General features: G+C 58.1%; 17 protein-coding genes. 15 read left to right on the top strand and 2 right to left on the bottom strand.

Features of this window, described 5'->3' with window-relative positions:
- Both ACDC67_RS10625 and ACDC67_RS10620 read left to right on the top strand, forming a co-directional pair.
- A partial coding sequence (locus tag ACDC67_RS10625) for a hypothetical protein (protein WP_376692967.1) occupies nucleotides 1–268 on the top strand: 268 nt, incomplete at its 5' end.
- A gap of 979 nt (nucleotides 269–1,247) precedes the next feature.
- Nucleotides 1,248–1,712, top strand: a complete 465-nt coding sequence (locus tag ACDC67_RS10620; RefSeq protein WP_376692966.1) for a hypothetical protein — start codon at nucleotides 1,248–1,250, stop codon at nucleotides 1,710–1,712.
- A 380-nt stretch (nucleotides 1,713–2,092) separates the two neighbouring features.
- Here ACDC67_RS10620 and ACDC67_RS10615 read toward each other — a convergent pair whose 3' ends face one another.
- On the bottom strand, nucleotides 2,093–2,332 hold the full coding sequence (locus ACDC67_RS10615; protein WP_376692964.1) for an addiction module protein: 240 nt from the start codon (nucleotides 2,330–2,332) through the stop codon (nucleotides 2,093–2,095).
- Between the two features lie 161 nt (nucleotides 2,333–2,493).
- Between ACDC67_RS10615 and ACDC67_RS10610 the strand changes: the two genes are divergently transcribed.
- The 13 genes from ACDC67_RS10610 (at nucleotide 2,494) to ACDC67_RS10550 (ending at nucleotide 8,608) form a co-directional block, all read left to right on the top strand.
- Nucleotides 2,494–2,730, top strand: coding sequence for a hypothetical protein (locus ACDC67_RS10610; RefSeq protein WP_376692963.1), 237 nt, complete (start codon nucleotides 2,494–2,496; stop codon nucleotides 2,728–2,730).
- A gap of 1 nt (nucleotide 2,731) precedes the next feature.
- Nucleotides 2,732–2,950 carry a hypothetical protein gene (locus ACDC67_RS10605; protein ID WP_376692961.1) on the top strand — a complete coding sequence of 73 codons (219 nt, stop codon included), beginning with the start codon at nucleotides 2,732–2,734 and terminating at the stop codon, nucleotides 2,948–2,950.
- A gap of 130 nt (nucleotides 2,951–3,080) precedes the next feature.
- Nucleotides 3,081–3,257, top strand: coding sequence for a type II toxin-antitoxin system HicA family toxin (locus tag ACDC67_RS10600; RefSeq protein WP_376692973.1), 177 nt, complete (start codon nucleotides 3,081–3,083; stop codon nucleotides 3,255–3,257).
- Nucleotides 3,254–3,493 (top strand): hypothetical protein, encoded by a 240-nt coding sequence (locus ACDC67_RS10595; protein ID WP_376692959.1) that lies wholly within the window; start codon nucleotides 3,254–3,256, stop codon nucleotides 3,491–3,493. Before ACDC67_RS10600 ends, ACDC67_RS10595 begins: the two co-directional genes overlap by 4 nt.
- A gap of 92 nt (nucleotides 3,494–3,585) precedes the next feature.
- Nucleotides 3,586–3,825, top strand: coding sequence for a DUF4160 domain-containing protein (locus ACDC67_RS10590; RefSeq protein ID WP_376692957.1), 240 nt, complete (start codon nucleotides 3,586–3,588; stop codon nucleotides 3,823–3,825).
- Nucleotides 3,826–3,877: 52 nt separating this feature from the next.
- Nucleotides 3,878–4,075, top strand: coding sequence for a DUF2442 domain-containing protein (locus ACDC67_RS10585; RefSeq protein WP_376692955.1), 198 nt, complete (start codon nucleotides 3,878–3,880; stop codon nucleotides 4,073–4,075).
- Nucleotides 4,076–4,164: 89 nt separating this feature from the next.
- Complete coding sequence (locus ACDC67_RS10580) at nucleotides 4,165–4,353, top strand: type II toxin-antitoxin system HicA family toxin (RefSeq protein WP_376692953.1); 189 nt, start codon at nucleotides 4,165–4,167, stop codon at nucleotides 4,351–4,353.
- 8 nt (nucleotides 4,354–4,361) lie between these two features.
- Nucleotides 4,362–4,577 carry a type II toxin-antitoxin system HicB family antitoxin gene (locus ACDC67_RS10575; RefSeq protein ID WP_376692952.1) on the top strand — a complete coding sequence of 72 codons (216 nt, stop codon included), beginning with the start codon at nucleotides 4,362–4,364 and terminating at the stop codon, nucleotides 4,575–4,577.
- A gap of 85 nt (nucleotides 4,578–4,662) precedes the next feature.
- A complete protein-coding gene (locus ACDC67_RS10570) occupies nucleotides 4,663–5,307 on the top strand; it encodes a hypothetical protein (RefSeq protein WP_376692950.1) in 645 nt (214 codons plus the stop codon).
- Nucleotides 5,308–5,638: 331 nt separating this feature from the next.
- Nucleotides 5,639–5,836 (top strand): DUF2283 domain-containing protein, encoded by a 198-nt coding sequence (locus ACDC67_RS10565; protein ID WP_376692949.1) that lies wholly within the window; start codon nucleotides 5,639–5,641, stop codon nucleotides 5,834–5,836.
- A gap of 94 nt (nucleotides 5,837–5,930) precedes the next feature.
- Nucleotides 5,931–6,299 (top strand): DUF6404 family protein, encoded by a 369-nt coding sequence (locus tag ACDC67_RS10560; RefSeq protein WP_376692948.1) that lies wholly within the window; start codon nucleotides 5,931–5,933, stop codon nucleotides 6,297–6,299.
- 1,053 nt (nucleotides 6,300–7,352) lie between these two features.
- Nucleotides 7,353–7,829, top strand: coding sequence for a TspO/MBR family protein (locus ACDC67_RS10555; protein ID WP_376692947.1), 477 nt, complete (start codon nucleotides 7,353–7,355; stop codon nucleotides 7,827–7,829).
- An 89-nt stretch (nucleotides 7,830–7,918) separates the two neighbouring features.
- On the top strand, nucleotides 7,919–8,608 hold the full coding sequence (locus ACDC67_RS10550) for a VIT1/CCC1 transporter family protein (protein ID WP_376692945.1): 690 nt from the start codon (nucleotides 7,919–7,921) through the stop codon (nucleotides 8,606–8,608).
- A 28-nt stretch (nucleotides 8,609–8,636) separates the two neighbouring features.
- Here the strand turns inward: ACDC67_RS10550 and ACDC67_RS10545 are convergent, their stop codons facing one another.
- The gene (locus ACDC67_RS10545; RefSeq protein WP_376692943.1) at nucleotides 8,637–9,851 is read right to left on the bottom strand and encodes a putative manganese transporter; all 1,215 of its coding nucleotides are present in this window, start codon (nucleotides 9,849–9,851) and stop codon (nucleotides 8,637–8,639) included.
- Nucleotides 9,852–9,987: the final 136 nt, after the last annotated feature.

Here is a 9,987-nt window from a genome sequence, read left to right as displayed (position 1 = left end):
GCGTCAGGCCAAGGGCGGCTTCGAAAATCTGTGCGCTCATCACTCCGGCTCCAATCAGGGTCCCGAGGCGATGATACCCACTCAAAATTCAACAGAGGCAGAATTTGCAAGCCGATCAAGGAGGGAAGAGCTGGATCAGATTGCCAATAGGAGTGCTCTCCCCAATGTTGGGGGAGTAGCAAGAGAAATTCTCGAGAGACTGGAAGTTCGCTGTGGGAAGCAGACCATACTGCTTCAGGAAAGGCCCAGTTACCAAGAGGAGCCTTAGTAAAATGCGCGCCGCTCGCATAACAAAGCCTTCAACCGGACGCGGCGTAACTTGCGGGCCGGCAAAGCCGGGCTGGTTTTGTGGGCGCGCCGGTTAAGGCAAACGTTAACCACCTCCAGTGAATAGACGCTACCCGGACAGTTCATTTATAGAGATCTCGTGGCTCGAAGGCGGTACCGTCGGTACGGGCGACGGCATCCTGAGCGTAAAGTGTTCTCAGCTTGGACTCGCTGGCGAGGCCGAGCCGTACTTTGAGTTTTCGGAACTTTCTGCGTACATCAAGGATCTAGATTCCTTGCTGGAGGGATCCATACAATCAGCAACCTTGCAGTCCGACACCGGCCGAGAAGGAATTACCGTCGAACGTCTTGATTCGCTCGGGCACTATTGCCTAAGGGTCCGGTTAGAAATAGATGTGCGCCTGCGGGAGAAGAGTTTCCGGTCTGGGCTAACCGCAGTTTTCGAGTTGGAATCAAATGAAGTCGCCTCACTAGCTTCCGAGTGCCGGGGCTCTGAGAAGGTCGGTGGTTAACAAGTCGCTCAAGTACGTTCCGGCCCTTCGGGCCTCCACCGGACGCGGCTAAAGCCGCGCCGCTTAGCTCAGACGTTAAGTGCAGAAAAAGCGTACATGGCTAAAGAACGGATACGTGCTTTTGCTGATCGGCTCAGCGGCACTAACAATACAGGTCCTCGTGAAATCTGTTGGTTGGAGCGACCAATGCTGCAGCATAGTCGATTACGCCTTGCTGAAGGACGTTCTCGGAAGCGTTGAATGTGGACAATATCATTTCAGCAGGAACCGCGTCGTGTCTTGGTTGGCCATTCTGGTTGGCTTCGTCATCGTGGCAATGTCACTATGCTGGCGAGCAATTTCTAGGTTTCGCACCTAACAAGTCGCTCAAGTACGTTCCGGCCCTTCGGGCCTCCACCGGACGCGGCTAAAGCCGCGCCGCTTGGCGCAGACGTTAGGAACATCAAAATGAGATCACTAGCCCTATTAGCAATTGCCCTCCTTGCGACAGCCTGCGCTAGTTTTCCTCCAAGCACTAGCAACTTCCGGTCTGAAGCTGTTGGAACCCTTGAGTTCCAAGTCGACCATCCGCTTGCCGAGACCTACGATATCGTTGCACGGAACACGATTAGATGCCATGAACGTGACAGCGGTTATCTTGCGCCAGCAGGTGCCAGTTTCTTTGTAAATGTCTCAAGTACAACGCGAGTCAATGGCGCGATTTCCAGCGAGGAAGGTCACGCAACAATTAACGTTCACTTCAAGAACAACGTTGCGAACGGGTTCATGCAGGTCATCGATCTTGAAACCTCGTCCGGCGGCGGCACAGCCATTACTGTGTATCGACTAAACGACACTCACAAGTGGCAAACTGCCACGGAGTCGGTAAGAACGTGGTTCGATGGTGATAGTTCTTGTTACGAGATGTGGTGATGTTCCTAGCATGTCTCTCAAGGTGACGTCGGCACGCTTCGCGCGCCGCCGCCCCTTAGTTCTACGTTAGGAGCTAGTTCGATCTCTCCAGTATCCAGGTTTCCGAGAATGATGAGCAAACGCCACAACGACCGATTCTGCACCACTTTCGACAACGATGATATCGAAGGGAAATCGGCGCAGTATGAGGCGTTTTGCCCCCTTGGATCCGGAATGCCCCGGCATAGGAGAAAGGGGAACGAGACCGCCCTCTAAAATATCAAGGGCAGCCTCAATCGCCTCGGCAAACTCGGCACCCAGCCCATCTCGCTCTTTCTCGTACCAACCAACTGCCGCTTCTGCTTCCTCGGCAGCTTGCCGGAGAACTCGTACTTGTCGCACTACCGGGGCTGAAGTTTTGTACGAATTCTCCGTCGAAAATCGGCCCGATCAACCAATTCCGCCTGTCCAGCGTCGATTTCCCCGAGTCGACGGGAAATCTCCCTATCCCAGGCGTCTTCAACGCCGTTATCGCGGGGTGCATCGAGGCTCTGGATCAGATCATGGGCCAATTCCGCCCGTTCGGCCTCGGAAAGTGCCAGAAGTTCGGACCGTAGACGTTGCAGGGGTTCGGTCGCCATAGTGCCTCCAAATACCGCTTCAGTCGCCATTTTATCGGTCAGCGGCGCTCCTAACAATGGGTTCAACCTCGGCGGAAAGCGCCGGGGCGGCAGAGCCGGGCAAGCCCAGTGGCGGCGCCGGTTAACCCAAACGTTATGCAGTCTCGGCCTAGGAGGATTGTGTGACCTTCGAAATCGTAGGTGAAATCGAGGGGATAGAGACCTTCGCCGTGGGCCGGTCCATCCGTGAACTGCCGCGGCTACGCAAGGTCTACGGCAAGGGGGGATGGCGGAAGCGCAAGGGCTTCGCCAGGATTCGGTTGCCCAGTGGCGTGGAACGTGAGGCGGAGATACACTGGTACGAGGCAACCGGTATAGGTCGCAAGGAATTCAAAATCAAGCGCTTTCTGGAAAGTTGAAATGAATCAGAATTTTGTAATCTGCATCAATAACGAAGAGTATCCGGCCTCCCTGGAGCGCCGCAAGCTCTACGAAGTCATCCCCGACCCAGATGCGGAGAGCTTCGGTCAGCTGCGGGTCAAGGACGAGTCGGGGGAGGACTACCTCTACCCCAAAGAGCTTTTCGTATCGGTCGATCTTCCCTCAGGAACGGAGAAGGCGGTTATCTCCGCTGCATAACAAGCCGCTCAAGTTCGTTCCGGCCCTTACGGACATCCACCGGATGCGCTTACGCGCGCCGCTTAGCTAGATCGTATTGTGATTCGAAATTTCTGACTAGAAGCCCCTAGTACCGCCCAAAGTACGCGAACTGGTCAAGAGTCTTGAGAAAGCGGGCTTCCGGAACCGGGGAGGGAAGGGCAGCCACCGGAATTTCGTCCACTCGAATGTGTCGAAACCTGTGACGATTTCCGGCAAACTCGGAGACGATGCCAAAAAGTATCAGATTCGGGCGGTAGATAAGGCCGTCCAGGAGGCGAAGAAATGAAGGAAAGTGCGCTGTACGCCAAGATCGTGGAGTGGTCCGAGGAGGATCAGTGTTTCGTTGGTAGCGCTCCTGGCCTAGTTTACGGCGGTTGCCACGGAGTCAACGAGAAGGAGGTTTTCGATCAACTCTGTCAGATCGTCGACGAGATCATCGAGCTCTACCACAAGGAGGGAAAGCCCTTGCCGACTCCAACCGCCGGGCGAGATCTTGCCAATTCCCTCCAGCAAATCGCATAACAAGTCGCTCGAGTACGTTCCGGCCCTATCGGCCCTCCATCGGACGCGCTTACGCGCGCCGCTTAGCTAAACGTTATGTGCTGGAAAGATCGATGAGTCCTACAGTATTCCGAGAACGCGGTTACCGGTTCTTTTTCTTCTCCCGCGAGGAACCGAGAATTCACGTGCATGTCATATCGGGAGATGGAGAAGCGAAGTTCTGGCTAGAGCCAGAAATTGAGTTGGCCAAGAATTTTCGCTACAGTCGGAAGCAGATCAAGGAAATTGAAACCCTAATTGAGGAGCATTACGGTGAGCTCATTAGCGCCTGGCGAGAGCACTTCGGCAGCTGAGGTAACGAATATCTCCAGTTTTGGAGTCTGGCTCCTGGTTCGAGAGAAGGAAATGTTTCTGCCTTACGACGAGTTTCCTTGGTTCAAGGACCGTCCGGTAAGAGAGATTTTCAACGTTGAGGAACCGCAGCCAGGACATTTCTATTGGCCTGAATTAGACGTGGACTTGACGGAAGAAATCATAGAGCATCCTGAGCGCTTTCCGAAGCGGGCGAAGCACACAACAAAGGGTTCAACCGGACGCCGGTAAGCTTAGCGGCGGCGAAGCCGGTCGGCCTCGGCGGCGGCGCCGGTTAACCCAAACGTTATGCGGTCTGTGAGATCTAGGTCACAAGCAACATGAAGGTGAAAGAGCTCATCAAGCTTCTGGAGGAGGACGGTTGGTATCAGGCCCGTCAGCAGGGCAGTCACCGCCAATTCAAGCATCCTGTAAAGTTGGGAACTGTAACCGTTTCCGGGAAGCCTAATGTAGATATGCCGCCGGGCACGCTCAACAACGCCCTGAAGCAAGCTGGACTCAAGAAATAGGTGGAATTATGCAGTATGTAGTCATTCTCGAAGAGGGCTCTGAGAGCTGGGGTGCTTATGTTCCCGACCTTCCAGGCTGCGTAGCGGTCGGAGAGACCCGTCAAGAGGCGTTGCAGCTAATCCGCGAGGCCATAGAGTTCCACCTGGACGGAATGCGTGCGGATGGAGACCCTATCCCAGAGCCTCATTCATACAGCGAAGTCATCCAGGTAAGCGCCGCATAACAAGTCGCTCAAGTTCGTTCCGGCCCTTCGGGCCTCCACCGGCGCGGCTAAAGCCGGCGCCGGTTAGCTCAGACGCTAGGCTTCCATGAGCTTGTTTCGATCAATCGCGTTGACAACTCTACTACTTGGGCCGGTGCAGGCGTCCGATGAGGACGACTATCAACCTTCCTTGCTGTCATCCACCCATCAAGTTGTGGATGCTGCTGGATTAGAGCGGCTAGAGGATCAAAATCTTCCGGCTCAGGAGTCAGAGCTGCGTGTATGGATTGGCTTTGGAGTCGGGATTCCGGACCATATGCTGAGATTGCACGCTAACGGAGACAAAGACATCAGAGGGGAGATTCTGGCTTACTTCCCGAGCGCCCTTGCGTATATGGGAGATGATGCGGAGCACTTCCGGGGCGAGATTTCGCAAAAGTGCAATAACTTTCGAGTTGGCGATGATAGCGAAGTGTGCACAGCTAGTTTTGATGACGAGCCAGGCTGGGACCAGATCTATCACAAGCTAGTAGATCTTGGTATTAGAACTTTGCCTGACGAGTCTGAGCTTCCAGACCCCAAGGTCCGCGTGCACGATGGAGTTGCAATGGTTGTCGAATTGAGAACTGGCTCGCGATACAGAGCATATCAGTACGCGAACCCCGGATTCCGTGATCAACCGGAGGCTCAGGCCGCTGCAAGAATCATGCGCGTCATATTCACGTTCCTCCGGGAGGCCGGTGTAACCTAACAAATCGCTCAAGTACGTTCCGGCCCTTCGGGCCTCCACCGGACGCGGCTAAAGCCGCGCCGCTTAGCTCAGACGTTATACGGCCCCGGTACTGAAGGTATGAAGACTACCCGCTACTTCGATAGCACTCGAAACCGCCCCGATCGCGCCGACATAAGAGACGACTGGATTCAGCGGGTAGTAAAACGCCCGGAGCACGGGCATGTCCAATCAGATGGCACGTTCGAAGGTGGGCCCAGATTTCGGAGACTGGCGGCCGCTATCTCCGGGTGGTTTTGCTTGCGGACCGCGAGACGGTCCATAATGCGTTCTTCGATCGAGGATTTAAGCTATGAAAGTCCAGTATTTTGAAGACACGGATACGCTCTATATCGAATTTCAGGGCAGGGAGATCTCTGAAACCCGGGATCTAGATGAAAGCACTCTCCTTGATCTGGACTCCGACGGGAATGTTTGCGCGATTACCTTTGAGCACGCTAGCCAGAGAACCGATATAGGCCATTTGCAGGTAGAAGGCATAGCCGCATGACAAGTCGCTCAACTACGTTCCGGCCCTTTCGGCCTTCCACCGAACGCGCTTACGCGCGGCTTAGCTAAACGTTAGGCAACCTTAAGGAGTTACCGTGTCTTTTGAAAAGAGAAAGGAAGCCGCGATGAAAGAGCTCAAAGAGCCTGGCATTTGGAAGTCGAATAGCATGCCACCGGCGCTGATCATCCTATGGAAGCTAGGCGTCAAGGCCAAGCCTCCGCATTACAACTGCTTTCTCAGAAACGCGCTTTCAACGGGACTATGGTTTGCTGCTGCCTGGGGAGTCCTAATGTGGCTTGTTCAGTGGCGCTCCATGGGTTTATCTGTGTTTGGCGCTACAGTCTCCGCGTTAGCCGCAGGAGTCTTCTTCGGCGTTGCTATGGCCGCGTACTACAAGTCGTCTGCTCGGAAGCATCAACTCTCCAACTGGGTAGACTTGCCCTCGAAAGAGGGGGATGCCTAACAAAGCGAAGCAGGCGGATAATTTGAAGCGGCTTTCCGCTTCGCTCTAAACCACTTTGAAGTACCGCTGTTCGCGGCGTTATGTGCTGTGAATGAAGCATCCAACATGACTCCAAAATGCCGAATAGATTCCCGGTTTGTATTCCTGGGAAGGGCCAGGTGCAAGAAGACCGGACAACCCATCAAGTTGGCTTCAATTGGAGATGGGCTAGTTTCGCTGTTGTCGTTGCTGCCCGCATTCGCGCTCTACTTTGTGCTCCAACAAAGTCACCAAGCTCTTGCGATTGGTGCGGGGCTTCTGCTCTTGCTGGTCCTGCTTCCGTTCAATACCTATATCGTTGGGTGTTTTTCGGGTTGGGTGCCAATCGGATCACCTGAAGCGCAAGCAGCGGCCACTCGATCTAGCACTTTCTTTCGTAGCGCTATTCTTCTATTGGCCCTGCTTTTTGGCGTGATGTGGCTCCTGGGCACATAGCAAGTCGCTCAGGCACATCCCAGTGCTATCGGGTCTCCACCGGACGCGCATACGCACGCCGATTGCCCAAATCATTAGGCGTCATCAAACCAAGATCGGAGGAACCATGAAGAGATCCATAGGCCTGTTTGCTCTCTGCGCGGGCGGTTTACTACTGGTAGGCGCGAGTTCTCCCGAGCGCCCCACGCTCCAATCCTGCGGCGACCATCTACCAGAAGGCGCCCACCTTTCGCTCGAGATGGAAGCGACCTGGAACCGCCGGGAAGGATCCCACGAATATGAGATCTCCACATCGTATCGAGACGAAGCTACTGGTCAGCCTCCTGAGCGAATCACTCAAGAATTGGACGAGTTAACGCGGTGCGTGAAGCTTTCGCTTGGCGCCTAGGCATTGCCTTCGAGAACACCTAACAAGTCGTTCATGTATGATCCGGCCTTGTCCGACCCAGCACCGAGCGCCCCGAAGAGAATCGTGTCGACAGCGACGGCGCTTTGCGCCAAACTGGTGGCTGGCGCCAAACCGACTCCAGGAGCTGTTTCGTGCACGCAATGAGATCCGAACAAGATCATCCATCCGCGATGAAGAAATGGCTCGGCCTCGGCGGCTGGTTGCTGCTTTGTTATGCGGCCTCGCTTGTCGGCGCGGTGGCCTCGCTGGAGGCGCCGAGCTTTTACGCGCAGCTTGACCAGCCGGGCTGGTCGCCGCCGGCCTGGCTGTTCGGGCCCGTCTGGACGGTGCTCTTTGCCATGATGGCGGTGGCGGCCTGGCTGGTCTGGCAAAACGGCGGGTTTGCCCGCCGTCGAATGGCGCTTTCCCTATTCCTTGTGCAGCTGGTTCTCAATGCGCTGTGGAGCTGGCTGTTCTTCGCCTGGCAGCTTGGCGGCCTGGCCTTGCTCGACATCGTGTTGTTGTGGCTCCTGATCGCCGCGACGATTGCGGCCTTCTGGCGCGTCGTGCCGCTTGCCGGCATTCTGCTGTTGCCCTACCTGGCGTGGGTGAGCTTTGCCGGCGCGCTCAATTTCGCGCTCTGGCGGCTCAATCCAGGCCTGCTCTGATGACGCACCAGGGTGTGGCAGGACCTGACCGCGACGGCGATTCACGCCGGAGGTGCATCCGGCAGGAGCGACGGGAGCACTCTGACTGAATGTCTATTCACGAACCCCATCGAGTACACAGGACGGTCTGGCTGCGGGCCGCCGTCATGGGTGCCAACGACGGCATCGTTTCGACCTCGAGCCTGATCATCGGTGTGGCCGCGGCCAGCGCCTCGCACGAGAACATCCTGATTGCCGGTGTTGCCGGCCTGATGGCCGGCGCCATGTCCATGGCCGCCGCCGAGTACGTGTCGGTCAGTTCGCAAGCTGATACGGAGCGGGCCGACCTGGAAATCGAGCGGCGCTCGCTGGCGGAGAACCCGGCGGCCGAACTGCGCGAGCTTGCCGAGATCTATCGCGAACGCGGGCTCGACGAGACGCTTGCGCAGGAGGTGGCCCGTCAGCTGATGGCGCGGGATGCGCTCGCCGCGCACGCTCGTGACGAAATCGGGATTTCGGAGGCGACCAGCGCCCGACCTACCGTGGCAGCCCTGTCTTCGGCGGCCACCTTTGCCATCGGCGCCGGCCTGCCGCTCGGCGTGGCATGGCTTTCACCGCTTTCGCTGGTCATTCCGGCGGTGGCCGGTTCCTGCCTGCCCCTGCTGGCTGCCCTGGGCGCGCTGGCGGCCAGGGTCGGCGGCGCATCCATGCTCAAGGGCGCCGGTCGCGTCGCTTTCTGGGGCACGTTGGCGATGGTCGTGACCGCCGGCGTGGGTCGACTGTTCGGCGTGGCTGCCTGAAACGCGCCGAGACCCGGCGCGCGTTGCTTCAGCTCATCAGGAAATACATGGTGTAGCCGACGATGAGCGCCGGAATACCCGTGTAGAGCGTGGCCACGATAGCGGCCTTCGGGGCCAGCGCGATGGCCGGGAAAAGGGCGTCGCCGTCATTGCTGATGGCGTTGGCGAACAGCGCCGCCATGGGAATCGCGCCGGTGAGATAGAGCGTGGTGACGATGATCTGAGGCCCACAGCCGGGCAGGAAACCGACCAGGGCGGCGATCAAGGGCGTCAGCGGGGCCCATACGGCGAACCAGCTGTTGAGATCCGCGCCGGTGAAATGCACCCCCAGCTCGAACAGCAGGAAGGCCGCGATGACCCAGACGGTCACGAAGTTGGTGTCGTTGATCACGCGGTTGGTGGCCGTCGGCTGCGGCTGTGCCAGGTCGCTGGGGTTGGCGGCCGTGTACTGGTGGCCGGGGTCGGACGACAGGTGGGCGGCCCACATCATCAGGGCGAGCACGCCGCCCAGGAAGCCGAGCAGCGTGACCGGCTGGTAGGCCGCCAGGCTGCCGAACCAGGTGTTGGGATCGATCTGCATGGCGATGGGCACGGCGAAGACCACGCCCGGCAGCATCAGCGCCACCCAGATCGGGTGCAGCGCCTTGATCGAAGCCGGCCGGTGGCGGCCCGCCTCGGCGCGCCGCTTCGCTTCCTCGGGTGAGGTCAGGGACTGCTGGCGCATGAACTCGCGACCGTGGACGGCTTCGAGCAGGTAGCCGCTGATCGTGCCCACGACCATGCCCAGGCCGAAAATCATCAGCCCGGTCATCGGTTCGCGCGCCAGCAGCAGGAAGGCGGCGTCCCCCATCGTGGCGGTGAGCACGGCGATCAGCGCGCCGAATCCGACGTGGCCGTTGACATACTGGGTGACGACGACGATGGCGCCCCCGCAACCGGGCAGCGCACCCAGGAACGCCGCCACCGGCACCTGCGCCCGCGGGTGCGTGGCGAGGAACCCCGCCATGTCGAAGTTGAACAGGCGTTCGGCCCCGTAAATCAGGGCCAGGGTGAAGGCGACGAAGACGCTGACCTGCAGGTAGGCCTCGGCGATGGTCTCGACCATGATGCCCCCGGCCTCGGGAAGCATCAGGCCCAGCGCCAGCAGGACCAGCGGTATCAGCAGGCGCCAGGACAGCGCCCGGCGGCTCCAGAGGTGGAGGTCGTTGAGGCCCCGCTTGGCGGCCATGATCAACGCGGTCATGGGGTCTGTCCCGGTCAATTGCGTAGATTCTAATCGCTTGTCGTCAAAAATAGGGCAAGCGCGGCGTCGATGCAATTGACCACGACCGGCCGACTGGCCTCGGCTTTTGTTTCGCGGCCGCGGGTGCCGGCCCGAG

Origin of the sequence: Wenzhouxiangella indolica, assembly GCF_042310355.1 — a bacterium.
Taxonomy (GTDB): domain Bacteria; phylum Pseudomonadota; class Gammaproteobacteria; order Xanthomonadales; family Wenzhouxiangellaceae; genus Wenzhouxiangella.
This window is presented reverse-complemented; position numbering and strand designations above follow the sequence as displayed.

Excerpts from the sequence above, each read along its gene's own strand:
- ACDC67_RS10620 (WP_376692966.1), top strand. The coding sequence starts at position 1,248 with ATGAGATCACTAGCCCTATTAGCAATTGCCCTCCTTGCGACAGCCTGC.
- ACDC67_RS10615 (WP_376692964.1), bottom strand. The coding sequence starts at position 2,332 with ATGGCGACCGAACCCCTGCAACGTCTACGGTCCGAACTTCTGGCACTT.
- ACDC67_RS10605 (WP_376692961.1), top strand. The coding sequence starts at position 2,732 with ATGAATCAGAATTTTGTAATCTGCATCAATAACGAAGAGTATCCGGCC.
- ACDC67_RS10595 (WP_376692959.1), top strand. The coding sequence starts at position 3,254 with ATGAAGGAAAGTGCGCTGTACGCCAAGATCGTGGAGTGGTCCGAGGAG.
- ACDC67_RS10590 (WP_376692957.1), top strand. The coding sequence starts at position 3,586 with ATGAGTCCTACAGTATTCCGAGAACGCGGTTACCGGTTCTTTTTCTTC.
- ACDC67_RS10585 (WP_376692955.1), top strand. The coding sequence starts at position 3,878 with ATGTTTCTGCCTTACGACGAGTTTCCTTGGTTCAAGGACCGTCCGGTA.
- ACDC67_RS10580 (WP_376692953.1), top strand. The coding sequence starts at position 4,165 with ATGAAGGTGAAAGAGCTCATCAAGCTTCTGGAGGAGGACGGTTGGTAT.
- ACDC67_RS10575 (WP_376692952.1), top strand. The coding sequence starts at position 4,362 with ATGCAGTATGTAGTCATTCTCGAAGAGGGCTCTGAGAGCTGGGGTGCT.
- ACDC67_RS10570 (WP_376692950.1), top strand. The coding sequence starts at position 4,663 with ATGAGCTTGTTTCGATCAATCGCGTTGACAACTCTACTACTTGGGCCG.
- ACDC67_RS10565 (WP_376692949.1), top strand. The coding sequence starts at position 5,639 with ATGAAAGTCCAGTATTTTGAAGACACGGATACGCTCTATATCGAATTT.
- ACDC67_RS10555 (WP_376692947.1), top strand. The coding sequence starts at position 7,353 with ATGAAGAAATGGCTCGGCCTCGGCGGCTGGTTGCTGCTTTGTTATGCG.
- ACDC67_RS10550 (WP_376692945.1), top strand. The coding sequence starts at position 7,919 with ATGTCTATTCACGAACCCCATCGAGTACACAGGACGGTCTGGCTGCGG.
- ACDC67_RS10545 (WP_376692943.1), bottom strand. The coding sequence starts at position 9,851 with ATGACCGCGTTGATCATGGCCGCCAAGCGGGGCCTCAACGACCTCCAC.